The sequence below is a fragment of the Ruegeria sp. D4 genome (assembly GCF_056534475.1).
The window spans coordinates 329,966-354,513 of sequence record NZ_JBQFPJ010000002.1; the positions used below are offsets into that span (position 1 = coordinate 329,966).

The window sequence follows — 24,548 nt, forward strand, 5'->3', positions numbered from 1 at the left end:
TTCATTCTCCGGCGACATTCCTGCCGATGTCATCGACAGCAGATTGCAATGCGATCCGGTCGAGGCTTTCGACCGGCAACGATATAAAGGTTTCGATGCGCCGCTTGAGCGCGCCGTAAGCGTTCTGAAAGGCCAGCGCTTTCTCCGCGTCGGTGCCCTGCGCCTTGACAGGGTCGACCATGCCCCAATGGCCGCTGATCGGCTGGCCCTCCCAGGCCGGGCATTCCTCGTTGGCTGCCTGATTGCAGACGGTAAAGACAAAATCCATTTCCGGAGCGCCGGCCTCGAAGAACTCGGACATATGTTTGGAACGCAGAACCGAAACGTCATGTCCCTTGTCCTTCAGAACCTGAACGGCGAACGGATTCAGTTCAGAGGTGGGCTGGGTTCCTGCGGAATAAACATTGAAACGATCCGGTCCAAGGGACCGCAGCAACGACTCCGCAAATATCGAGCGGGCGGAATTGCCGACACACAGAAACAATACGTTGTACTTGCGTTCGGTCTTGGCACCATCTCCTTTTGTGAAGGGCATGCAGATATCCGGCCGGCCACGGCAGCAATCGACGATCAGAAAGTCGAGCATGCGCTGTACGTTCGTCATTTCAACCGAATAGAGCAAAGAGGTTCCGGACCGCGTCTGCGACACCAGGCCCGACCGCTGCAGAGCGTTGAGGTAGTTGGACATCGTGCTGGGCTTGATGCCCAGTTCGGTTGCCAGCTCTCCTGCGGGCACAGTATCGGGAAACCGCCGCATCAACATGCGGAAAACGGTTATCCGCTGCGGGTGTCCCAGGATTGACAACTGTTCTGTGATTCTTTCTATCATATTTCATGAAATATAGAAATAATAGTAACGCGTCAATCGGCATGACAAAGGTGGGCATTAAAATCGAAACCCGTTGATTCCGGTTTGACTCATGATCCACGGTTCAAAACGAGCATTGGAGATGTCTGATCTATTCCGTCTGGCGGGTGCCAAGATCGTGGATTTTAAGAATTGCTTCCCCACATCTCATGGAATGCCTCACTTCAGTGAAAGGCGGGTCTGGAGTGGAAAGACCTTCGATGATTCCAAGGGTAAAACAGCGCGATTCACCGGCGAAGTGGAAACCGCAATGATCAACGTACCTTTTACAGAAGCAAGCAACACCCACTCGACCAGTTCATGTCCGCTGGACAAGTCTGCGCGAAGGCATTCCCGAACAGCGCGCCCAACATCGACTGACCACTTGATAAATAAGGCCATTAAATCGGCCGGTTCCAAGAAGGTTTGAAAGGCCAAGGGATACGGAGGTTCATCCTTGGACCAAAGTAAGGCAAGTAAGCCGTGAAACTTGACAAGCATCGATGTACTCGGCGCAACAGTTTCCGGACCATGTTCGGCTGGCTCAATAACACGCGACGCGTCGCGACCCGATCCGGCAGTCAACCGAAAGTCTACATTTCCACCATCGCCCTCGCGGCAACCATCATCTAACGGCGTTGAAAGTCAACGAGTCATAACTCTGCAAATAGGCTCGGACTTGACCTTGCGGAGGACATTGCTGAGTTTTTTCCAGGGCAATCCGCCAAGTGAGATGGTCCGCAAAGCAGTCGAAGCCAACGGTTCGTTCGCGCGTTTTGCCGATCTGTGCTACCAAGAGACAAACAGGGTGGTAACGGAAATGGAAAAGAGCGACGAACTGCGAAAAATCCAAACCCAGGGAGTTCACCATATCACACTTGTCGGAGCGGATCGGCAAACCTCGATCGACTTTTGGGAAGGTGTGTTGGGTATGCCGTTTGTCTTCGATCAACCGAACCTCGACAATCCGAATGAGGGGCATCTTTACTTCGATCCCGGTGACGGTCGATTGATTACCGTCTTCACAAATGAGGACCGCAAGCCTGACCCAACCATTGTTCCCGAAGACACCGGGTCACTGCACCACCTTGCCCTGAACGTCAGCCAAGCGACATTCTGGCAGGTCCCAGCACGGCTTGATGCGCGCGGTGTCGCGCATACCGGTCCTGTCGATCGCGGATTCATGGATTCGATTTACTTTCGTGATCCGCTCGGGCTGCGGATCGAATTGGCCTCGTACCGATTTGAGCCACCCGAAGGCTGCCGGCACGCCGACGTTATGATAGAAGCGCACCGCATCCGGGTGGCTCGCGGAGATCACCATATCGACAAGGAACATCTTGCTGACGCCATTGAGCTTCTGGTGCGAAGGGATCAGCAGAGCCTGTCCGCAGACCGCTCGGCCAGAAACCCCTACACCTGATCGATGCAGGGGATCTTTGCGAGAACGCCTGAATCATATTGACCGTGTTCCAACAGATTGAAGTGGGCAGGCTGAAACAATGGAAGTCTTGATACGAATGGCATCGAGTGAGGCCGAATTCGAACAAGTCCGCGACTTGTGCCGACAGTGGTTGGACTGGCATTGGAAAAACTACCCAGCCGACTGGCCAACCGAAGGAAACCCGATGGACCCGGTCCGGTTTCGGGCGATACTGGACGATCTCCCCTCTCTACATGCCAGACCACATGGCGGCATTCTTCTCGCGTTGCTCGATGATCAGCCGGTTGGATGCGTGATGTACAACGAGGCGCGTCCCGGACTTGCCGAGTTTAACCGCATGTTCGTGAACGACAATGGTCGTGGCTTTGGAATTGGTCGCCAGCTATTGAGCCACATGTTCGAGCAATTGATCAAAGACGGATATCAACGTGTGCGCTTTTCTTCAGCGAAGTTTCTCACGCACGCCCGATCAATGTATGAAGCTGCCGGCTTCGTGGACGCACCACATTCCGAGGGATTTCCTAGCGAATGGCAGCCGTATGTCTATTTCATGGAGCGTCCTCTTACCGAAGGCTAGCAGCTTTCCGGCTCAAGAAGGTCGGCTCGGGCTCAGGGGGACATCGACCGCATCGGCGGTGTGATGCGAGGTTCGAATTACGGCGGCTGGTTGCGTCCGTCTCAGCCGTATTTTCAGTCACCAACAGCAACAGTTGAGTTTCTGATGGTTAAGGAATGTCTCGTCTGGAAGCGATCCGGCCAAACAGTATTGTGGAGCAAACCTGTTATCGCTGGAAGAAGAAATGCGGCGGAATGGGCGTTGATGACTTGAAGGAACCTCAGCGCTTCCGGAACGAAAACGAACCGCCAAAAAGGGCAGTTCTTTTGACGATAGACAAGCTGATTCCGACCGAAGCAGAAACATTATTCCTTCGCTGAACTATCCAATACTGACTGAGCGGTTATGTCATCAACCACCAAGGTATTGACGTGTTCGCCATTCAATGCGGCCAGGATCGGCTCAACCTTTTCTTTTCCACTTGCCACGCCAATACGGATGGGAACCAACTTGGCATCTGAAAGCGGCAGGCTTACCAGTCTGGAATTAAGTTCACTGCTGCATAGCTCACCTGCGGAATTGACCAGATGTCCCAGCAGTTCGGCCCTGACGCCGCTGTCATACAGCTGAATCCGTTCCTCTTCTGACAGGGGGTGAGCTTGGTAGTAGGTTGCATCCTCTCCGGTCACGGCGCCCAATCCCAAAAGCGAGACATTTGCGTTTCGCGCGTGATTCAGCACATCCCGTACCGCTCGGACCGACATAAGCATGTCACGCTCTTCTTTGGTATCGGCGTGCAGGGGGATGTGTATGAGGGTAGCCAAACCGCCAAGCCCGTCCGCAATGCGCGTCGCAATATGGTTTACATCCGTATAGTGTTGCCCCTGAACGCCGCCGGTCATTGGAATGACCCTGTTTGATGTGGACCTCTTAGGCCGCAGGTGGTTGGCCACGACGCTCAGCGCCTTGCCGCCCGAGATTGCGATGACGTCGTCTTCTTGCACGATTTCCTGAAAGTATTGGGCCGCAGCCTTGCCGACCAGATCCAGTGTGGTGCCCGCATTCTCGGTGACCGTATCGACGACCAGAAATTCGACACCGGACCATCGCTGCTTCAGTTGGTTTTCCAGATCAAACAACCGTTGGAATGGGCTGTGGATCCGAAACTCGACCATACCCATCTCGCGGCCTTGCTTGATGAGTCGGTTCACCTTGGCGGTCGATAGCCTAAGGTTCTTCGCAATCTCGGCTTGCAGCTGACCTTCCTGAAAATGCAAGGTCAGGACGCGGGCAATCAGGCGCAGGGTATCGGGATCGGGTCCGCTGGCGTTCAACTCTCGTTGTCCTTTCTGCTCACCAAATGGTTCGACGCGGCCGCCAGCAACAACACGGTGCCCACGACCAGAGTTTGGAAATAGGCGGGCACAAGTGTCAACATGCCAACTGTCAGGGACATGATGATCAACGCGCCGATGAAGGATTTCAAAACACGCCCCTCACCGCCGCTGAAGGCTGTACCACCCAACAGAACCACAAGTATAGCGGTTAATTCCATGCCGTCGCCTGACAGCGGATCACCCAGCGACATAAAGCTGGACCGGGCAATCCCGGCCAGTGCGGCGCAGATGCCGACCAGAACGTAAAGGATGATCACCGTGCGGGCCGTGTTGATGCCCGAGAGTTTCGCCGCCGTTGGGTTGCCTCCGGTTGCCGCCGCGTATTTACCCAGCTTCATCCGATCCTGCGCAATGATCATCGCAATCGTCACCAGAACGGCCACCCAGAAGGCCCAGGGCAGGCCAAACAGAACGCCATCCCGCCCGTAGTCGTTGAACCAACTCGGCATTTTCAGCCCACCGCCGGATTTGATGGCCGAGACGCCATCTTCGACCAGCAGCAGCGCAATGCCCTTATAGAGGCTCAGTGTGATCAGCGTTGCAATGACCGGTGTGATCTTCAGCCGGATTACCAGAAACCCGTTAATCGCGCCCAACAGAACCCCTAACAGAACCGTCGCAAGAAAGGCGGGCAGGAAGGGTATCCCGTTGATGGCCAGAAGGGCGTAGACGACCGCGCTCAGGCTCATGGCGCTGCCCACGGACAGGTCGATATAACCCGAGATCATCAGCAGTGTGAAAGCTCCTGCCAGTGTCAGGATCGGGGCCGAGATGCGCAGGATGTTGATGATATTTCGCTCGCTCAGAAAGTTGCCGCGCTCGAACAGCGGGAACTTGTCCAGGTTGGCGGTGCTCAGCAGCACGACGACGAGGATGAGGACCAGATAGATGTAGTAGTCTTTCAGGAACCGTTTCACACGATCTCCGACCCTCGGGCTTTGGGTAAGGTCGGTCATCACGCGTGCCTCCGCGCCAAAGCCCATGTCTGGGCCATGATCGCGATGAACACCGCGATGGCCTTGAGGGTGAACTGCCAGTCCGGTGACAGCACCAAACCCGTCGCAGCCGAGGTCACGGTGGCCAGAACGATCGCCCCAAAGAACATGCCGATAATCGACCCGAACCCGCCGGCAATCGCAACCCCGCCCAGAAGAGAGATGACAAGCGCGTCGAATTCCATCAGTGTGCCGCGGTTGGAAAAGCCCGATTTGAACTCGGATGCCAGCAGAATCCCCACGGCCCCGGCAACAAAGGCGCTGAACAGGTAGAGCTTCACCACATGCCGCGCGTTGTCGACGCCAGACAAACGTGAGGCCACCGGGTTCGCGCCGATCAGATAGGTCAGCCGTCCGAACACTGTCTTACGCTCAACAAAAACGGCCACGAGGATCAGAATCGCCATCAGCACCACCGGCAGTTTGATCGAGGTGCCGAACATGGTCATGTTCCCCAACGTTCCGAAATCCGAGGGCAGGTTGGTGTTGCGTTGCGAGCCTTGGGTGATCACCTGTGCAATTCCGCGCGCCAGCATCATGGTGCCCAACGTGACGATGATCGACGGCACGCGCAGCACAACCACGAAGATCGCGTTGATAGCTCCGATCAGCATTGCCCCGATCAGCGCGCAAACCATCGCCAGCGATGTCGGCATCCCCCAGCCTGAAGAAAGTGCATTCGCCCCATCCGTAGACTGCGCGAACCACACCGCTAATACGCCCGAAAGCGCCACGATACCGCCCACCGACAGGTCGAAGTTTCCCGAAACCAGCAAGAACGTGACCCCAACGCCCAGCGAAATCACTGCCCAGTTATTGGTCACCAGATTCACGACGTTCTGAAACTGGAAGAAGTTGGGCACCAAAACGGAGGCGAGCGCGAAAAGTGCCATGGCGGCCCCCGCTACCAGAGAGGTGATGAACATCTCGTCACTCAGACTGTTGTCCCGCTCAGCCAGCCTTCGGCCCTGAATTGCCTGATCGGTCATGAGTTTTCACCGCCCCCACCGGTAACGACATTCAGGATACACGGAATGTCGACCTCTGCCCCGTTTTTGATCTCGGCCTCGATGCGGCCATCATACATCAGAAAGACCCGGTCGCAGATGCCCAGCACCTCTTCCAGTTCTGACGAAAAGATGCAGATCGCGCGGCCGTTGTTCGCCAGGCCGCGGATCAGATCGTAGATTTCGGATTTTGCGCCCACGTCGACGCCGCGGGTGGGTTCATCCAGCAACAACAGATCCGCATCAGCGAACAGGCATTTGGACAGAACAACCTTTTGCTGGTTTCCGCCCGATAATTTCTCGGCGTATTTCTCGATGGAATTCGTCGCGATCCCCAACTTGCCGACATACTCGCGAGCGACTTCTTTTTCGCGCTCATCCTGAAAGATGCCGAACCGGGCCAGCTTGCGGATGTTCATGATCGGAATATTGCGACGGATCGTAAGTTCGGTGAACAGGCCCTGCGTGCGCCGTTCCTCGGGAACCAGGGCGATCCCTGCCGCGATGGCTTCCTTGGGCGAGGCCGCGCGTTTGCGGTTCTTGAAATCTATCTGCCCTTCGGCCTTGTCGGCCCCATATATCGCCCGGGCGACCTCGGTCTTGCCTGCACCGACCAGACCGTAAAAGCCAACGATCTCTCCCTCATTTACATGAAAAGACACGTCTTTCAGCAGGTGATTGCTCAGACCTTTGACTGTCAGCACCGGACTATCCGCAATTTCACCGCGCGGCTCATAATCATGAGTGATCGCGCGTCCCACCATCATCTCAATCAGTTCAGGGCGGCCGTTTACTTCGGTCAGTGGTTTGGTGGCGATGTGTTTGCCATCGCGCATGACGGTGACATTGTCACCCAGTTCAAAAATCTCATCCAGCTTGTGCGAGATATAGATGACCGTCACATCCGCGTCCCGCAGCCGCCTGATCACGCCGAACAGGCGCTCCACTTCACGCTCCGACAGCGCTGCGGTCGGTTCGTCCATGATGATGATGCTCGCACCCGAGGACGCGGCACGGGCGATCTCGACGATTTGTTTCTGCGCGACGCTCAGCGAGGACACACGCGCTTTGGGGTCAATTGTCGGCTCAATCGCTGCTAGAGTTTTGATCACGCGGTCTTCAAGGTCTGACTTGACCAGAAAACCAAAGCGACTGGCTTCCATCCCCAGTGTCAGGTTTTCCTCGACGGTCAGTTGATCAACCACATGCAATTCCTGAAACAGCGTCCCTACACCGCTTTCACGGGCATCCTGGGTGCTGTTTGGCTCATAGGCCTGGCCCTGGATGGCCATCGTTCCGCTGGTCGGGGCCAGTGCCCCGGTCAGCATCTTCACGATGGTCGATTTTCCTGCACCGTTCTCTCCGACCAGGCAATGCACCGTGTTGCGATCAATGTCGAATGACACGGTGTCCACGGCCCTCACGCCGGGGTAGTCCTTGGTCAAATCCCTGACGGACAGCGCTTTTTCGGCAAAAGCAATCTGCACGATCATCCCCTTTTAATCCGCAAGCCTCCGACCGGCGCATAGGGCCGCGTCCCTGGATCAAGCTTATCCGAGTTTGGATGCGTTGCCACCAGCGCCGGAACCCCGTGCGGGTTTGCGGTGTTTGAGCAGGCAGCATTGAAAGAACCGGCTGGGCAGATCAGGCCCGTTGTCGACCAACGGACCTGTTTGCCAAAGCCTGGTTCAGTCAACGTCCATCAGCCACCGAACTGGTCCTTCAGCCACTGCTCGGCCTCTTCCTTCGGCATGGACCAGTAGGAAACAGTGTAGGCCTTGTAGAAAAACTCTTCCGCCGTGTCCGAGGTCCGTTCGATCTTGCCGTCCAGCACATCCATGATCAGGTCAATCCGGCCCTGCGCGGTTTCCACAGGCGGCAGACCCATCGAAACTTTTAGGCTGGAAGCAGGATCATAAACCTGTTCGAACTCGACCGAGTCAAAGTCGACACTGGCCACAATCTCGGTCAGCGGCTTGCCATTGTCGAACTTGCCGCGCCCCAGCTGCGCCAGCCCGGCCATCGTTCCCACGGTCAGGTTCGATGCTTCGGAATAGATCAGGTTCACTTCGGGGCGCTGTGTCAGCAGGTCGACGATGATCTGCTTGGCCGCTTCCTGGCCCTTGCTGGAATCCAGCGCGCCCAGATTTTCGGCGTCGGGATCAACCGACAGGACACCTTCGGCAAATGGCGCGGTCCGGCCCGAGTTGACTTCGGTATGGTTTGGCCAACCCAGTTGCACCATGACGATAGGTTTATCGGGATGTGCCTCTTTCCAGGCCTTGGCCATTTGCGTGCCCATCTCGAACGACACTGCGGCTTCATCGCTGCGCGCGGTCGGAATGCCGGTATCCGTGATCGGGCTGAAGAACGAGGTCATGACGATATCATCTGCCAAAGCATCCTCGACACCGGGTGTGGCGGCCTCGGCATCCCAGATGTGCAGTGTGGCAGCATCGAATCCACCTGCTGCAATTTGGTCAACGTTCTGAGTCATGACGGCTGAATCCGCCCGGCCATCAAACACCACCACCTCAGCGCCGTACTTTTCTTTTGCGTAACGCTCGGCCTCGGCGGCCTGAGACTGGTGAAACACGTTCGACAAGTCAGATACAAAGAACGCGATCCGCTTGCTATCATCGGCAAAGGCTTCGGCGCCTCCAACAAACGTCAGTGTAGTTGCCAGCAGGCCGGCCTTGAATACATTCCTCCGCTGCATTTTCTTCTCTTCCCTTTTGTTTTCTCCAGAGTGCGGTCGATCCGGGACAGAGCGCTCCGGAGCCGCGATCTCAGCCAATGCCCCTCCTCAGGAATTGAAGCTGAAATATATTGCAGTGATTGTTATTATTATCATTTTGAGGTGTGCAGTCAACGTTTTTGGCGGTCTTTCGCCTAAGATGTTCCGTGAGATCGGCCAGTACACTTTTCGCTTATATTATTGTTTTTATTGTATATTTTTTATACCCATGCCTTGCATACTCCACATGCGAATTGCCCCTCTGTCACCAGAACTATGACAGAGAAAAAAATTATGCGGAAACTCAGCAAAAAATCAGAAAAACGAATCCCTTGGCCTTAGGTTTTGGCCAGTTTTTGAACCGAAATCTGGGCCTTTCCCTTCACGATTTCCTTGAATCTTGTCATGTGCGGCATGCGCCCGTGATTGGCAATCGCCTCGGCATCTGACCAGATTTCATGGATCAGAAACTCAGCCGGTCGGCTGGCTGGAACAAACACGTCATAGCCTTTGTTTCCCGCCTCTTCGCGGCTGGCAGCGGCCAGATCATCTATGGCAGCGCGCAGCGTTTCCTTCTGGCCGTCTTCCGGCACGATCCGCGCGATGATCACGACTTCCGACACTTCTCAGACTCCCTTGCGGATCATATCCGCCGCCTTTTCCGCGATCATCACAACAGGTGACGCGGTGTTTCCCGAAACGATTTTCGGCATGATCGACGCGTCGACCACCCGCAATCCCTTCAGCCCATGCACCCTGAGATCCGCGCCCACCACGGCTGAGGCGTCCGACCCCATCTTGCAGGTACCGACGGGGTGGAAAATTGTGGTGGCGATATCCCCGACACCTTTTACCAAGTCATCTTCGGACTCCATCACCGGACCGGGCAGGATTTCTTGCGGCTGATAGGGTTTCAGAGCGTTCGCCGTCATGATCATCCGCGCCTGCCGCACGGATTTCACGGCGACCTGTTTGTCATTATCGGTCGACAGGTAGTTCAGGCGAATGTCAGGCTGCGCCTTGGTATCCGCCGCCTGAATATGGCAGGTGCCCGTGCTTTCAGGGCGCAGGTTGCAGACCGATACGGTGATCGCCGGGAACGGGTGCAACGGGTCGCCCAGCTTGTCCGTGGACAGGGGCTGCACGTGGTATTCCAGATCTGGCGTGGCCAGGTCCGGGTTGGATTTGGTGAACATGCCGAACTGGCTGGGAGCCATCGACATCGGCCCGGATTGCGTCAGACCATATTGCAGAGCGATCTTCGCCTTTCCAACCAGGGAATTCGCCATCGTGTTCAGAGTTTTTGCGTTCTGGACTTTGAACACCGTCCGGATTTGCAAATGATCCTGCAGGTTCTCGCCGACACCTTGGCTTTCGTGGTGTAGAGCGATTCCGTGATCAGCCAGAACATCGCCCCGCCCGACACCCGACAGTTCCAGAATCTTGGGCGAGTTGACCGCTCCGGCCGCCAGCAACACCTCGGCCTGGGCAAAAGCTTCGCATCGCTCGCCTTTATGCTGATAGCGCACGCCCGTTACCTGTTTGCCGTCGAACAACAGCATCTCGGTCTCGGCATGGGTCAGAACACGCAAATTAGGGCGTTTCATCGCCGGCCGCAGAAAGCCTTTGGTCGTGTTCCATCGCACACCTTTGCGCTGATTGACCTCGAAAAACCCCGTTCCTTCGTTATTGCCATCGTTGAAATCGGCGCGCGGCAGAATGCCGAACTCCTTGGCGCCTTCCTGCACGGCCCTAAGGATGTCCCATTCCAAACGCTGTTTCGAGACCTTCCATTCACCGCCATGCCCATGCATGTCGGTCCGCCCGGCATGGTGATCCTCGGATTTCAGGAAATAGGGCAGCACGTCATCCCAACCCCAGCCAGTATTTCCCAGCTGCCGCCAGTGATCGTAGTCCGCGGCCTGGCCCCGCATGTAGATCATGCCGTTGACCGACGTGCATCCCCCCAGCACCTTACCGCGCGGATAGGCCAGAGAACGCCCGTTCAGCCCCGGTTCGGGCGCGGTTTTCATCATCCAGTCGGTACGCGGGTTGCCGATGCAATAGAGATAGCCAACCGGAATATGCACCCAGTGGTAGTTGTCTGACCCGCCTGCCTCGAGCAGCAGAACTCGTGTTTTGGGGTCTTCGGTCAATCGGTTCGCCAGAACACATCCGGCCGTGCCTGCGCCGACGATGATATAGTCGTAGTCCCCATCAAGTTGCCGGGCGTCTGTCATGAATTTCTGGTCTTTCTGATTAATACGCGAGGACAAGTTTGCCGATCATGCGGCCGGTTTCAATGATCCCATGAGCTTCTTTCAGCGTGCCCGCCGACAAGCCCCGCAGCGTTTTGGTTTCAGTTGTCCGAATGATCCCGTCATCAACAAGTCTGGCAACCCGCGCCAATATCTGCCCCTGACGCGCCATATCCGCGGTGCCAAACAGAGATCGCGTGAACATCAGCTCCCACATCAACGCGGCGGATTTGCCTTGCAGGGCTGAGATGTCCAGCTTTTCATCCGTCTCGACGATGGTCCCGATCCGTCCCTGTGGCGCGATCAGTTCGCACATTGCGTCCCAATGCTGCCCGGTATCGGCGTATTGGGTGATGTAGTCCACGGTATCATGCCCGGCGGCCCGGAAATCGGCGACAAGATCGCGGTGGTTCACCACCTGATGCGCACCCATTTCCTTGCACCACGCGGTGGTTTCCGGGCGCGAGGCGGTTGCGATCAGGTGCAGGCCAGTCAGCTTGCGCGCCAGTTGCAAAGTGATCGATCCGACCCCTCCGGCCCCGCCTATGACCAGCAGACTGGCGGGAGTCTCATTGGCGGGCACTTGCAGACGGTCAAACAGCATTTCCCACGCGGTCAGCGACACCAGGGGAAGCGACGCTGCTGCTTCGGGGCTGACCGAGGACGGTGCCACGGACGCAATCCGATGATCAACCGCCTGCAACTCTGCATATGATCCCGGACGATTGGCATCACCCGCGTACCAGACCCGGTCGCCTTTGGAAAAACCAGTGACCTCTGCGCCCATGTCGCGGACAATCCCAACCGCGTCATATCCAAGAATGAACGGCTCCGCATGATCCTGCTCGGCGGCTGTCCGGATGCGGCGTTTCGCATCTGCGGGGTTTACCGAGATCGCTTTGATTTCCACCAGAAGATCGTTTGGCAGCACGACCGGTTCCGGCAGATCGACATCCAACAGGCTGTCCTGTGCTTCAATCGGCAGTGACTTCAGAAACCCTACAGCTTTCATTTTTCTACCTTTCAAATGTCGTTTGAGCGTCGTCCCAGAACCCGCGCATCGCTTCGATCAACCCGAGATACTTGGCGTAGCGAGTGTCGTAATGGCGCTGCATCGCCGTATTCGGCTGGAACTCAGAGTCGCGGCGGGTCATCTGACCAATCGCGTCTTCGTATGTTTCATAAGTTCCGGTCGCCACCGCTACTCCGATGGCCGCGCCCAAAGCGCCCGTTTCCTGCGCCTCGGCCACATAGATCGGCACGCCAAGGCAATCCGCGAACATCTTCGGCCAGACCGGGCTGCGTGACCCGCCGCCAGACAGAACCGCCTGGTCGAATCCGACGCCTGCGGTTTTCAGAACCTCGATATGGCGGCGATGCTCGAACAAAACGCCCTCGAACAGGGCCCGCAGCATGTGGCCTTCGCCATGCCAGCCCGCGACACCATAGAACCCACCCCGGAAAGACGCCCCCTGTCCCGAGCCGTAGAGAAAGGGGTGAAAAAACGGATCGTCTGGCGCGGGATCAACCTCGGCCACTTTGGCATTGCAGTGTCCGAACGGGTCGTCATGATGACCCCCGCGTTCGACGAACTCGCGCACATACCATTCCAGATTGGCCGCCGACGTGGCACTGGCCTCGATATTCACGAACCGGTTCGGACCAAAACCCGACACCATGAACAAATCGTGATTGACCGCTGGCGCATCCGAGAAAACCTGATTGATGCTCCAAGTGCCCGCGATGATCGAAGCCTCTCCGGCGCGCACGACCCCCGAACCCATTGCGCTGGAGACCACATCGAAATAACCGCCGATCACCGGCGTGCCTTCGGCCAGACCCGTTGCGACGGCGGCCTCTTGACTGACGGTTCCGGCAATATCCGCCGGATCGATCAGGCGCGGAAGCATCTCACGCGCATCGCTCAGGCCGTAAAGTGCCAACAGGCCGTCGTCATAGGTGCAATCCGGCATGCGAGTCAGGCCGCAACCTGACATGTCCGAAATCTCGCTAACCCGCTCACTGGTCAGCTTGTAGGTTACGAAATCCTTGCACAGCATAACCGTACCGGTCCGCGCATAAAGCTCGGGTCGGTGCCGTTTGATCCAGGCCAGAAGAACCGGGGTCTGAGACGGCCACGGCTTTTGCAGGCACAACGCGTGCAAGGCGTCGCCGGCCACCTCGGAAAGCTCCTGAGCCAGAGATGCGGCACGCGTGTCCAGCGATTGGATGCCGATCAACGGCGCGCCCGCCTTGTCCAGCAGGTAAAGCCCGTTGCCATGCCCGGCACAGCCAACGCCGATGATCTGGTCAGGGGTTATCCCGGCCTTGTCGATACATCCGCCGATCACCTGCCGGGCATTTGCCCACAACTCGTTCAGGTCACGCTCGACATGCCCTGGCTGCGGCGTCGAGGACTGCCCGTCCAGCGCCTGCATCGCCACAGGGCGCCCCTGCAGGTCAAAAAGCACAGCCTTGATGACTGTGTTTCCTGCATCCAGCCCCAGAATATACCCGTTCTCAGCCACTGTTATAGATATCCCACGCTTCTTCACCGCTTGCGTTATTGTGGATCATCGCCATCAGAGCGGCCACAACTGCCTTGGGGTTGTCATGCTGATAGATATTGCGGCCATAGACCATGCCCTGCGCGCCCTGTGCCATCAGCGCCGCCGACTTCATCAGTACGGTCTTAAGGTCTTCCTTGCCACCACCACGCACCAAAACCGGCACGCGGGCGGCCTCGATCACGCGGTGGAAATCCTCGGGGTTCTCGGTTGGGTCCGCCTTGATGATGTCGGCCCCCATTTCCGAGGCCAGACGCACCAGTGTCACGATCTTCTCGGCATTGCCATCCACCTGGTAGCCTCCGCGCACATCGTTGGGCAGCATGACCAGGGGCTCGATCATCAGCGGCATCCCGTATTTGTGGCAGGCTGCGCGCACCTTGCTGATATTCTCGACGCATTGGCGGAACAGTTCAGGCTCATCCGGCAGCATGAACAGGTTCACAACGACGGCGGCGGCGTCCATTTCCAGCGCGCCGATGATCGGTTCGTCTGCGTTTTGCAGCATCGACCACATCACCCGGTGGCGCTGATCGTTGTAAGGGTTGCCCATGTCGATCCGCATCACCAGCGCGGGCTTGTCCTTTTCGGGGCGCGATTGCAGCAGATCGGCCTGCCCGTAGGCACATTGGATCGCGTCCGGCCTGGCCCCGATCAGCGTGTCCATAACACCCGCCATATCCTCCAGCCCGACCATAAAGCTGGGCTCGTTGCAAACGCCGTGGTCGATCGCCACATCCAGACATCCCCCGTTCGTGAACATCCGGTTCATCCGGGCCTTGGTGCTTACACGCATTCTGTTCTCCGTTCCTTGTTTCGTGCGGTCAGAGCCTCGGCGGACACGCCGTGAAACTCGGACAATTCGTGGATCAGGGCTTGGATCTGATTGGTAATCTCTTGTTGGCTGAGACCACGTTCATCGACAAAGATGCCACCCAGCCGGTCCATCAGTACTTCGGAAATCTGGCCTGTGATGGCCAGCGCGGTCCGGCGCAGGACAATGTCGGACAGGGTTTCGACAAATTCGGTGCGCATCAGCCAGATGATCTCGGCCCTGGTGTAAGAGCAGCCTTCCGCCAGAGGCGTGTCGTCAACCAACTGGCAGAACAGCGCAACATCATCCGCTTGACTGCCGTAGTGCCCGATCAGGTGTTGTGCGCGATCAGGTGTAACGTGGAATTCTTCTTCCAGCCGGCTTTCCAAGGTACGCGGATCGTCGGGGAACAGCGCGCCGCCGCCAATGGCAAGCCCCAGGGTCGAAGTTTGCCGGGGCTTGCCCAACTCGGCCAGAACCTCATCCCCGGTCTGTTCTCCAAAAGCGCGGAACGTGGTCCATTTGCCGCCGACCATGCAGAACTGGGGAACATCTCCGTCCAAACGTCGCGTGAAATGGCCGCGCGATATTCGACCGGTGAAATCGTGATCGCTGCGCGGCAACGGACGGATACCGCTAAAGCTGAACACCACCTGGTCGGGCGTGACCTTGATCTTGGGAAAAACCAACCGAAGTGAGCCGAGGATGTAGTCGAGTTCCTCCGGCTCGCAGCGCACCCGCGCGGCTTTCTCGACGCGGATGTCAGTCGATCCGGCCAACACCTTGCCCTGATAGGGGAACACGATGCACACCCGCCCGTCCGTGTTTTCGAAATAGACCATATGATCACCAAGCGCCTGAAACAGAGCCGGGTTTTCGACTATCAGGTGCGAGCCCTTGGTGCCCGAGACCATCTGCTCATCCGAGCTACCACCAAGAACTTGGACGGTATCGTCCAGCCAAGCGCCAGTCGCGTTTACGATTACCCTTGGATCAAGTTGCAGAGTCTCGCCACTGCGCCTGTCGATCACTGAATAGCCATCGCCATCTGTTGCCATCTCCGCGTAGTTGAGGGCAACGCATTCCGGGACCGCGATCTGAACGTCGCGGATCATTTCAACGCATAAACGTTCGGGATGGGTGATCTGCGCGTCGTAGTACACCGCTGAACGTGTGGCTTTCGGTGTGAGCGCGGGCCAGTCCTTGCGTGTGCGACCAACGCTGTTGAAATGATGCCTGGGCAGAATTCGCCGCTTGCGCGTCACCCAGTCATAAAGCGACAGACCCAGCTTGATCGGCACCGCCCCGCGGCTGGAGGGTTTGCCATGCCGGCCGACAAAGCTCGCCGCGGCATTGAACATTCCGGAAAAGACCGAGGTTACGGGGATCACCGTCGGCAAAGGCCGCACCATGTGTGGAGCATTCACCAAAAGCGCATCGCGTTCCTGAAGCGACTCCCGCACCAAATCGAACTCACCGTTTTCCAGATAGCGCAGGCCACCATGGATCATCCGGGATGGCGCGGCACTACAGCCCGAGGCAAAATCGTTGCGTTCGACCAGCAGCACCCGAAGCCCCTGCAGGGCAAGATCGCGGTAGACACCGATTCCGTTCACGCCCCCGCCAATCACCACCACGTCAAACGCGGCGTTCTCGCGCAGTTTTGTCAGGTGTTGTTGTCGTTGTTCTGACATGATGGTCCTGTTTTTCGCGAAGGCTTCGATGGTTCAGCTGTCCAGATCGCTCAGATGCGCGCGGGCTTGGGTGTCGATCTCGGCGATCTCGGCTTCGGTCAGGCGCAGCTGCCCTGCCTTCGCATTCTCGACTGCCTGTGCTGCATCCCGCGCACCGCAAAGTGAGAAGGTGATCCCCGGCTGCTGTACCGTCCATGCGATGACAGTCTGTGCCAGCGTCGCGTCATGCCCTTCGGCAATCGGTGCGATGGTCGCCATCAGGTCCGCTACCTTCTGGCGGTTCGCCATGGAAAAGCGCGGGTTGTCCTTGCGTTGATCATCGCCGGTAAACTCACGATCCGGACCGATCTTGCCGCTGAGCAACCCAAGTGCCAGCGAGGAATAGCTGAGCACGGATACGCCATTCTCACGGCACACCGGCAGCAAAGTGCCTTCGATGTCGCGCTTGACCATCGAGTATTCTTCCTGGATGGCGTCCAACTGCCCCGCGGCCACATAGGCCCGTACCTCGTCGACCGAGGTGTTGCTGGCCCCGACCGAGCGGATCTTGCCTTGCTGTTTCAGGGTCTCCAGCGCCTCCATCGTCTCGGCAATGGGTGTTGTCGGGTCCTGCCAGTGGGTGATGTAGTGGTCGATATAGTCGGTGCCCAGGCGGGTCAGGCTCTGCTCGACCTCATGGATGATCGCGTCCTTGCCCAGATAGCGATGCACCGGCTTGCCGTCATAGTCGAAGAAGTGGTTGCCCTTCTGTGTATGCCAGACCAGCCCGCATTTCGTGGCCAGCACGACCTTGTCGCGCCGCCCCTTTAGCGCCTTGCCAACAATGTCTTCAGCGACGCCCTGACCATATGCGGGGGCCGTGTCGATCAGCGTCACCCCTGCATCGACCGAGGCCCGAATTGCCGCAATGGACTTCGCCTCGTCCGTGCCGCCCCACATCCAGCCACCGATGGCCCATGTGCCCAGCCCGATGACCGATGCTTCGATCCCAGACGTTCCGATTTCCCGTGTCAGCATCTCATGCGACATCCCGTGTTCCTTCCATTTCCTGTATGACTGCGGTCGCTGTATCTTCGTCCAGGATCAGCGAGTTGAGAAACTTTCCGTTCAGCACTGCCTTGATTGGCTGCACTTTCTGCGCCCCTGCACTGACCCCGATCACGCGCGAGCACTGCGCCAGATCGGATGGTGAAACCGACACCAATCGCGAGTTCAGGGCATAGTTCGACACCGACCCGTCGATATGGATGAGATGGGCCAGGAGCTCTCCGATCACGCCCATGCCCACCAACATCTTGCGATCCGCCTCGGGCACAGGGTGCAGGTCGTAATAGCTGGAGCCTTCCGGCTCGATCGATCCGACCCCGACCAGAGCGACATCTGCCCGGCGGGCCAGGTCCAGTACCTCGCGGATCGAGGAGACCTGTTCCAGCATGTCGCGCTGTTCACGGCTTTCGGCGAACAGCGGTGCGTGCAACAGCATGGTTTTGCCGCCCAACCGGTCTGCCATCTGCGTCGCCAGATGGTTAACGTCCGTGTAGTACTTGCCCTGAATACCCCCCGTCAGCGGTACAACGGTCACGTCAAAATCACGCTCGGGTTCCAGCGCCTCGACTGTTGCACTGACGGCCTTGCCGCCGGTGATTGCGATGACATCCCCATCCCGCAGGGTTTCAACCAGATGATTGGCGGCAGCGCGGCCGACCTGCTGCAGGGTCGTCTCGGCGCTGCCGGCGACCGACGGGGTGACGATGGCGTCGCTCAGACCGGTCGACCGGGCCAGATCACGTTCGATATCCATCAACGTCTCGAACGGGCTTTCGATGTCAATCTTTACCATGCCCATATTGCGGCCCTGTGTGATCAGGCGATTGACCTTCGAGTTCGACAGGTTCAGCGTCCGGGCAATATCGGCCTGCTTCTGACCTTCCAGGTAATGCAGAACCAGAACGGTGTGGATCTGCCGGATCAGTTCGAAGTCTTTCTTCTTGCCCACCATCACCCGCGCCTCTTGTTCAGGTAGTGGTCGATGGTGACCGCCGCCAGCAGGATCGACCCACGGATGATGTCCTGCCAGTAGACCGACACGTCCAGCAGCGCCAGCGAACTGGACACCAGCGACAACAGGATGACGCCGAGGATTGCGCCAAGGATCGACCCCGAGCCGCCATTCAGACTGGCCCCGCCGATCACGGCAGCGGCGATGATGGTCAGTTCCAGCCCCAACCCGAACGTCGGCTGCGCCGAGCCGAACCGGGCCATGTAGATGATACCCGCCACGCCACAGAGCGTTGAACACAACGTGGTGGTCAGAAAGATCACCTTCTTCGTGCGGATGCCCGAATAGGCCGCGGCCTTTTCGTTGGAACCGGTATAGAACACCTTCCGGAACATGGTCGTGCGCCGCAGCATGAAATCAAAGGCGATCACGAAGACAAGGAAAATGATGATCACTATCGGGATCGGCCCGACCGATCCCTGTCCGATGAATTTGAATTCGGGCGGCAGAGTATACAGCCCCAGCGGCCGTCCACCCGTGAACAACAGGCAAGCCCCCCGCGCAATTACCATGATCGCCAACGATACGATGAAATGATGCAGCCCAACTCGGGTTACGAAGAACCCCATAAAGGCCCCGATGGCCGTACACAGCGCGATCGCCATGGCCGAGGCTACCCACGGGTTCACCCCGCTCAGGAAAAGCCACCCCGCGATCACCATGGCCAGCGCCGTGACCGAACCGACCGACAAGTCGATCCCCCCCGAGATCAGCAGGATTGTCATGCCGATCACCAGCAGTCCGTCCACCGCAAAGGCCATCGACATCGCCCGCATATTTGCCCAAGTCAGGAAATAGGGGGAGGCGAAGGACATGATCAAAAACAACGCCAGAATGATGACAATCAACCCCGTTTCGCGCATATGAAACAGGCGTTTCAGCGGCGGTATGCTTTCGGCGGTTCCCGCTTGGGTCAGGTTCACCGTGTTGTCCATATTCGTCCCTCCGCTCATGCGACCGAAGCCTGCACTTCCGCAATGGAAGCCAGATGCATGATGTTTTTTTCCGTCATTTTGTCGCCTGTGACCTGCCCGCTGATGCGCCCTTCACGCACAACCAGCACACGGTCGCAGACACCAATCAGTTCGGGCAGTTCCGAAGAAATCACGACGATCCCCACGCCCTCATTCGCGAGGTCACGCAGAATGCGGTGGATTTCAGACTTTGCGCCAACGTCGACACCGCGGGTCGGTTCATCCAGAAAAATCAGACGCGGGTTGACCGAAAGCATCTTGGCAAGCGCCACTTTTTGCTGATTTCCGCCCGAAAGCGAGGACACCGGGTCGCTCAACGATCCGCATTTCAGGTTCAGCGTGCGCCCGAGCGCTTCGGCCTGGGCCGTTTCCGCTGCGGGTTGGATCAGGCCAAGTCCGTTGGCCACCTGTTCAAGCTTCAGGGCCGAGACGTTGGCGGCGATTGGCAATTCAAGGAAAACCCCATCGCCTTTGCGGTCCTCGGACAGGTACACCATCCCCTTGGCGATACTGTCCTGATAGTTGCGCAACCTGAGTTCTTCGCCATTCAGCCAAACCTGTCCGGACGCATCCCCTTCCAGCTTGCAGATTGCCTTTGCGATCTCGCTGCGGCCTGCACCGATAAGTCCTGCAATGCCCAGGATTTCACCCTTGTTCAGGGTGAACGATATATCGCGGAACCGCGTCGCCTCGGTAAGGTTGCGCACGTCCAGGATCACCTCGTCTGACGGGGTGCCTTGTTTCTTGGGGTACAGGTCATCGATCACCCGTCCGACCATTGCATTCACCACGTCACCGGGTTGTATGTCGGCCACATTCCGCGTGACGATGTGCTGGCCATCCCGGAACACCGAAACCCGGTCGCAGTTGTCAAAGATCTCAACCATTCGATGCGAGATATAGATGATGGAAATCCCCTGATCCGCCAGATTGCGCATGATCCCGAACAGTGTCCGAGCCTCGGATTCCGTGAGTGCGGCTGTAGGCTCGTCAAGGATCAGAATGCGGCAATCCAGCGTCAGGGCCTTTGCAATCTCAACCAGTTGCTGGTTGGAGATCGAAAGGTTCTTAACCAGAACCGAAGGATCGATGTCGCTGAGTTGGCGGAACACATCGACCGCATCACGCTCCAGTTTCTTGTAATCCATCAGCCATGACCGGCTGATATTGGTTTTGGCCATGAAGATGTTCTCTGCCACCGACACATCCGGGCACAGAGCGATCTCCTGATGGACAAAGCCGATACCCAGTTGCTGCGCCATCGTGGGTGACGAGATTTTGACCGGCATGCCGTCGAGAACGATCTGGCCGCTGTCCGGTTGCAAAATCCCGTCAATGACGTTCATCAGTGTCGATTTTCCTGCACCGTTTTCCCCTGCAATCGCGTGGATTTCTCCTTTGCGGAGTTCAAAGTCGATCCCGCGCAGCGCTTTGACCGGGCCAAAGGACTTGCTGAGGTTCGATATCCGAAGGATCACATCGTCTTGCATTGCACCACCTGTTCGGGTGTCTCTTTTTTGATTGATGTCCTGAACCGCCCGCGAACTGATTTGGAACTGCGCGGGCGGCTCGTCGGGGAGCTCTCGGATCAGGCCGGATCACGACCTTCCATGTAGACGTTCAGGTCAAAGCTGTCCGCGTTGTCCTTAGTGATGACTGCAAAGCCATTGTCCACGAACGGTATCTGTACCGGGTTGAAACCGCTGGTCCGCCAATCGTTGAACGGATCGAAAATGTCCGACCGGTTTGCCAGATGCACCGCCATAAAGCCCATGAAGCCCTGTACACCCTGGTTTGGGTTCAGCGACATGTGGATGTTGCCCGCTCGGATGTGTTCCAACGTGGTGGGCGTCACATCCGCGTGCATGATCAGAAGGTCCGAGCCAGCTTCCAGCTTCGCCGCAACAGCACCTTCGGCAGAACCTGCTTCGGGAATCCAGATCGCCGCCACATTCGGATTGGCCTGAATGATCGAGGCTGTCGCGCGGTAGGCCGCATTGCTGTCCTGGTTCGTGGCCTGACGTCCGACCAGTTTCATGTTCGGATAATTGTCTTCCATGTATGCAATCAGCGACGTGACGCGCAGATCGTGGTTTGACTGTCCCGGATTCTCGAGAACCGCGTATTCGGCGCTGTCACCTACTTGTTTGACGATCTCTTCAGCCGCGAACTTCGCCTCGGCATGGTTGTCCGAGGTGATATAGCCGGTGCGCTTTGAGCTTGGGCTGTCGGCGGCAAAGGTGACGATCTCGGTGCCATTGTCGACAGCGCGATTGATCGGCTCGATAAATGGATCGGACTGCATCGGGTGCAACAGAACACCTGCAGGCTGCTTCACCAGATCCTGCTCGAACGAGGCGATCTGCTTGGTGATGTCGTAATCCGGCGTGCCTGAGAACACGGTTTTGCAACCAAACGCCTCGGCAGCCTGTTTGAAGCCCTGGTATACCGGCACCCAATAGGGATGACCCGAGACCATCACGTTCATGATGTATGTCTCATCGGGTTCGCACATGATGCTTTCGGCCTGCGCTGGCGCGGCAGAAGCCCCGGCAACCGCCAACGCGGCGGACGCAATAATACTGTTTGCCTTCTTGATGTTCATTGGTTTCCTCCCTGCAGAATGCTCCTGCGACTGCGGCGCATTGTTCGTTCAGCACCAACTGTGCAAGAAATTTCTATGTGTGATGTTTATTGCACACTCCCTGTCTAAGGGTGATGCACCGGTGGCGTCAATAATTTTTGACAAAAATTTTTGTCCTTGAAATTTATTTCGTCACCATACTCTGGATGGCTATCTTTGAAAGGGAACGTAGCGTACCGGACTTCAGTAATTCTCCGCCACTGAAGCGGTCTGCCCGTATTGTTGGAAACGGAGGGTCAAATATGGGTATCAAGCGGCACACACCGGAAGAGATCGTCGGGAAACTACGGCAGGTTGAGGTGCTATGCGGTCAAGGGATGCGACGTGTAGATGCCATTCGCCAAGTGCAAATAACCAAGCAGAAGGACTATCGCTGGCGGAAGTAATATGGCGGTATGGGAACTGACCAACTGAAGGAACTAAAGCGCCTTCAGAAGGAAAATGAGCGTCTGTGCCAGGCAGTGTCCGATCCGACGCTGGATAAATTGAACCTTTCGGAGGCCGAGCGGGCAAACTACTAAGCCCTTAGCGTCGTCGTGCCTGCATTGAACATGTGCGAAGTCAGTTCCACAACTCAGAGCGTGGGCCTGTCGAGGGTTGCGTAAAAACCGTTCGACGCAGCGCACGGTTCCAAGAGGCCGTGCCGTTTAAGACCGGCTGGCTGCCGACATGATCGAACTCACCCGACAATAAGACCGCCACGGTTGTCGCCGGATTGCGGCTTCGCTGAAAGATGCCGGCAGCGGAGTGAACGACAATCGTGTCGAATGTCTATTTGATGACCGACGCCTGATCCACGCGCCTGATTGATACGGGGTGCACGCGCTCAATAATTGACAAACAGTTGCAACAAAACAGATCATCGTCGAGATCTCGTCAACTTCAAAGAAGACCGATGCGACTGTTTTATATCCTACTTGTACCCGTCTTCGTTGTTGTTTTGGTTATTCTTCTTATCAGTAGCCTTGTTCCGCCCGAGAACATTCGGCTTGCCACTGGGCCAAAAGACGGCGGGTATTGGCGGATTGGCCTCGAGTATCAGTCCAAGCTTGCCAGGGACGACATATCGTTAGAGCTGGTGGAAACTGCTGGTTCCGTCGAGAACATTCAAAGGCTCATTGACGGAGATGTGGACGTTGCCTTTGTGCAGGGCGGCATTCCTCTTCCCAGAGGAGAGAATCTAGAGTCACTCGGGGCTCTCTTCCCTGAACCGCTGGTGATTTTCAGACGTTCCGCCGCGCAAGTTGGCCGATATCCCGGAGATTGGCGCGGGATTCGTTTGGCTGCTGGACAAGTCGGATCAGGCACACGTGCCGCAGCACTGGCACTCATAGAAGCCGCGGGCCTTCAGGACTCGGGCATCGAATTGCAGGAAATTGGCGGATTCGAGGCCATAGACGCGTTGCGTGCTGGCGAGGCGGATGCAGCGTTGTTTGTGTCGCCTCTGGATGCGCCATACCTGACAGAGGCCATAGTCGATCCCAAGTTGGATCTGATCCAAATGGCCTTGATCGACGCCCTGTCTTTCAGATTTGTCAGCGGCCATTCCGTTGTTGTTCCAGCCGGGTCAACCTCTTTGGCCCCGCCGCGACCCGCGCATGATGTCAAAATACTGACTTTGACTGCATCGATGATCGCGACAAACGAGCTGCACCCGGCTGTTGTCGACAGGCTTGTTCATAGCGCAAACAAGATCCACGCAGACCGAACCGTTCTGCGAGCGGCCAAGGAGTTTCCAAACACCAATTCCCCTCCGGCCCCAATTAATGACGTCGCCTGGCACATGATCAACTCTGGGCCCAACATTCTTCACGATATCTTTCCATTTTGGGTTGCGGCCCAGTTTGGTCGGGTGTTGCTTTTTCTCTTGCCGATTTTATTCCTTGCGCCGCTGCTGCGTCTCGTCCCGGCCCTTTACGTGTGGTTTCAAAACCGAAGAGTTTGGCGACACTATCAACACATTGCATCGCTTGAAGCAGAAATCGAGGACGCTGCGACGGCCGAGGAGATTGAAGCTGTAGCGAAGAAACTCGATGACGTATCTGCGACACTCGCGAATTTGAACTTGCCACTCGCTTACCGGCAGAAGGCCTACGACGCGCGGCTGCACATCGAGCTTATTGCTCAGGAAATCGAACGCCACCGCGCCAGTAGGCGCCAAGAGCCCTAGTTTTTGTCGCAGTAAACCATCTCGTTTCGCTCCACGAGGTCTGGAGACAGAAATGCTGGTTGGGAGCATCTCGTGGCTGAGTTGTTATGTTGCACCGTCAAACGCGCCTCGAACAAAAGCCGGTTCGCCCGCAATTCGGATGTAGGACCTGTTCAAACCTATGTCCGGTTTCCGTATAGCGGTCAGTGGGACGTCAAGGCAGAGGTTTCCGCAGTGCTGACTGGAATTGAGCGTCCGGTTTCAGCCGCTTCTTGGGCATCAGACAGAAGCGCTCAGACGACCGCGTTGAACTCAATCCAAACCTAATAGACGTGGAGGAATTCTGAGGAACGCATGTATTGAGTATCTGTCTAGGTGACTCATTTGGGGTCTGGTATTAATACTT

Annotated in this window: 22 protein-coding genes and 1 pseudogene; 6 read left to right on the plus strand and 17 right to left on the minus strand. The window is 57.1% G+C overall.

All coding sequences use genetic code 11. The features are described from left to right. Window position 1 precedes the first annotated feature (1 nt). Complete coding sequence (locus tag ACR0MI_RS05585) at window positions 2-829, minus strand: arsenate reductase/protein-tyrosine-phosphatase family protein (protein WP_170612525.1); 828 nt, start codon at window positions 827-829, stop codon at window positions 2-4. Window positions 830-920: 91 nt separating this feature from the next. Between ACR0MI_RS05585 and ACR0MI_RS05590 the strand changes: the two genes are divergently transcribed. From ACR0MI_RS05590 to ACR0MI_RS05605, 4 genes are all read left to right on the plus strand, one after another. Next, complete coding sequence (locus ACR0MI_RS05590; protein ID WP_170816873.1) at window positions 921-1,277, plus strand: hypothetical protein; 357 nt, start codon at window positions 921-923, stop codon at window positions 1,275-1,277. 408 nt (window positions 1,278-1,685) lie between these two features. Then, the gene (locus tag ACR0MI_RS05595; protein WP_170613137.1) at window positions 1,686-2,270 is read left to right on the plus strand and encodes a VOC family protein; all 585 of its coding nucleotides are present in this window, start codon (window positions 1,686-1,688) and stop codon (window positions 2,268-2,270) included. Between the two features lie 79 nt (window positions 2,271-2,349). After that, entirely contained in the window at window positions 2,350-2,868 is a 519-nt protein-coding gene (locus ACR0MI_RS05600; RefSeq protein WP_170612521.1) for a GNAT family N-acetyltransferase, read from the plus strand. Between the two features lie 155 nt (window positions 2,869-3,023). Then, window positions 3,024-3,227, plus strand: a complete 204-nt coding sequence (locus ACR0MI_RS05605) for a hypothetical protein (RefSeq protein WP_170612519.1) — start codon at window positions 3,024-3,026, stop codon at window positions 3,225-3,227. Here ACR0MI_RS05605 and ACR0MI_RS05610 read toward each other — a convergent pair. From ACR0MI_RS05610 to ACR0MI_RS05685, 16 genes are all read right to left on the minus strand, one after another. Then, complete coding sequence (locus ACR0MI_RS05610) at window positions 3,213-4,181, minus strand: sugar-binding transcriptional regulator (RefSeq protein WP_170612517.1); 969 nt, start codon at window positions 4,179-4,181, stop codon at window positions 3,213-3,215. The genes ACR0MI_RS05605 and ACR0MI_RS05610 overlap by 15 nt on opposite strands. Then, window positions 4,178-5,200 (minus strand): ABC transporter permease, encoded by a 1,023-nt coding sequence (locus tag ACR0MI_RS05615; protein ID WP_170612515.1) that lies wholly within the window; start codon window positions 5,198-5,200, stop codon window positions 4,178-4,180. Before ACR0MI_RS05615 ends, ACR0MI_RS05610 begins: the two co-directional genes overlap by 4 nt. Further along, the gene (locus ACR0MI_RS05620) at window positions 5,200-6,228 is read right to left on the minus strand and encodes an ABC transporter permease (RefSeq protein ID WP_170612513.1); all 1,029 of its coding nucleotides are present in this window, start codon (window positions 6,226-6,228) and stop codon (window positions 5,200-5,202) included. Before ACR0MI_RS05620 ends, ACR0MI_RS05615 begins: the two co-directional genes overlap by 1 nt. Continuing rightward, window positions 6,225-7,733: a sugar ABC transporter ATP-binding protein gene (locus ACR0MI_RS05625; protein WP_480490920.1), complete on the minus strand. Its 1,509-nt coding sequence runs from the start codon at window positions 7,731-7,733 to the stop codon at window positions 6,225-6,227. Before ACR0MI_RS05625 ends, ACR0MI_RS05620 begins: the two co-directional genes overlap by 4 nt. 215 nt (window positions 7,734-7,948) lie before the next feature. Continuing rightward, window positions 7,949-8,965: a substrate-binding domain-containing protein gene (locus tag ACR0MI_RS05630; RefSeq protein WP_170816874.1), complete on the minus strand. Its 1,017-nt coding sequence runs from the start codon at window positions 8,963-8,965 to the stop codon at window positions 7,949-7,951. Window positions 8,966-9,321: 356 nt separating this feature from the next. Next, on the minus strand, window positions 9,322-9,606 hold the full coding sequence (locus tag ACR0MI_RS05635) for a putative quinol monooxygenase (RefSeq protein WP_170612507.1): 285 nt from the start codon (window positions 9,604-9,606) through the stop codon (window positions 9,322-9,324). Between the two features lie 3 nt (window positions 9,607-9,609). Further along, the gene (locus tag ACR0MI_RS05640; RefSeq protein WP_170816875.1) at window positions 9,610-11,223 is read right to left on the minus strand and encodes a GMC family oxidoreductase N-terminal domain-containing protein; all 1,614 of its coding nucleotides are present in this window, start codon (window positions 11,221-11,223) and stop codon (window positions 9,610-9,612) included. 19 nt (window positions 11,224-11,242) lie between these two features. Next, a complete protein-coding gene (locus tag ACR0MI_RS05645; RefSeq protein WP_170612503.1) occupies window positions 11,243-12,253 on the minus strand; it encodes a zinc-binding alcohol dehydrogenase family protein in 1,011 nt (336 codons plus the stop codon). Between the two features lie 4 nt (window positions 12,254-12,257). Next, window positions 12,258-13,769, minus strand: a complete 1,512-nt coding sequence (locus tag ACR0MI_RS05650) for an FGGY-family carbohydrate kinase (protein WP_170612501.1) — start codon at window positions 13,767-13,769, stop codon at window positions 12,258-12,260. Further along, on the minus strand, window positions 13,762-14,604 hold the full coding sequence (locus tag ACR0MI_RS05655; RefSeq protein WP_170816877.1) for a class I fructose-bisphosphate aldolase: 843 nt from the start codon (window positions 14,602-14,604) through the stop codon (window positions 13,762-13,764). Before ACR0MI_RS05655 ends, ACR0MI_RS05650 begins: the two co-directional genes overlap by 8 nt. Beyond that, window positions 14,595-16,316, minus strand: a complete 1,722-nt coding sequence (locus tag ACR0MI_RS05660) for a glycerol-3-phosphate dehydrogenase/oxidase (RefSeq protein WP_170612498.1) — start codon at window positions 16,314-16,316, stop codon at window positions 14,595-14,597. The genes ACR0MI_RS05655 and ACR0MI_RS05660 overlap by 10 nt, the downstream gene beginning before the upstream one ends. A 33-nt stretch (window positions 16,317-16,349) precedes the next feature. Continuing rightward, a complete protein-coding gene (locus ACR0MI_RS05665) occupies window positions 16,350-17,345 on the minus strand; it encodes an aldo/keto reductase (RefSeq protein WP_480853865.1) in 996 nt (331 codons plus the stop codon). Further along, window positions 17,335-18,315 (minus strand): sugar-binding transcriptional regulator, encoded by a 981-nt coding sequence (locus ACR0MI_RS05670; RefSeq protein ID WP_170612494.1) that lies wholly within the window; start codon window positions 18,313-18,315, stop codon window positions 17,335-17,337. The genes ACR0MI_RS05665 and ACR0MI_RS05670 overlap by 11 nt, the downstream gene beginning before the upstream one ends. Further along, window positions 18,315-19,310, minus strand: a complete 996-nt coding sequence (locus ACR0MI_RS05675) for an ABC transporter permease (protein ID WP_170612492.1) — start codon at window positions 19,308-19,310, stop codon at window positions 18,315-18,317. Before ACR0MI_RS05675 ends, ACR0MI_RS05670 begins: the two co-directional genes overlap by 1 nt. A 14-nt stretch (window positions 19,311-19,324) precedes the next feature. Then, window positions 19,325-20,839: a sugar ABC transporter ATP-binding protein gene (locus ACR0MI_RS05680; RefSeq protein ID WP_170619046.1), complete on the minus strand. Its 1,515-nt coding sequence runs from the start codon at window positions 20,837-20,839 to the stop codon at window positions 19,325-19,327. Window positions 20,840-20,937: 98 nt separating this feature from the next. Continuing rightward, window positions 20,938-21,954, minus strand: coding sequence for a substrate-binding domain-containing protein (locus ACR0MI_RS05685; protein WP_170612488.1), 1,017 nt, complete (start codon window positions 21,952-21,954; stop codon window positions 20,938-20,940). 281 nt (window positions 21,955-22,235) lie between these two features. On the opposite strand from ACR0MI_RS05685, the pseudogene ACR0MI_RS05690 reads away from it, so the two are divergent. Beyond that, window positions 22,236-22,770: pseudogene (locus tag ACR0MI_RS05690) on the plus strand (transposase); the annotation flags it as partial. 67 nt (window positions 22,771-22,837) lie between these two features. Further along, window positions 22,838-24,163: a TAXI family TRAP transporter solute-binding subunit gene (locus tag ACR0MI_RS05695; protein ID WP_170612486.1), complete on the plus strand. Its 1,326-nt coding sequence runs from the start codon at window positions 22,838-22,840 to the stop codon at window positions 24,161-24,163. Window positions 24,164-24,548: the final 385 nt, after the last annotated feature.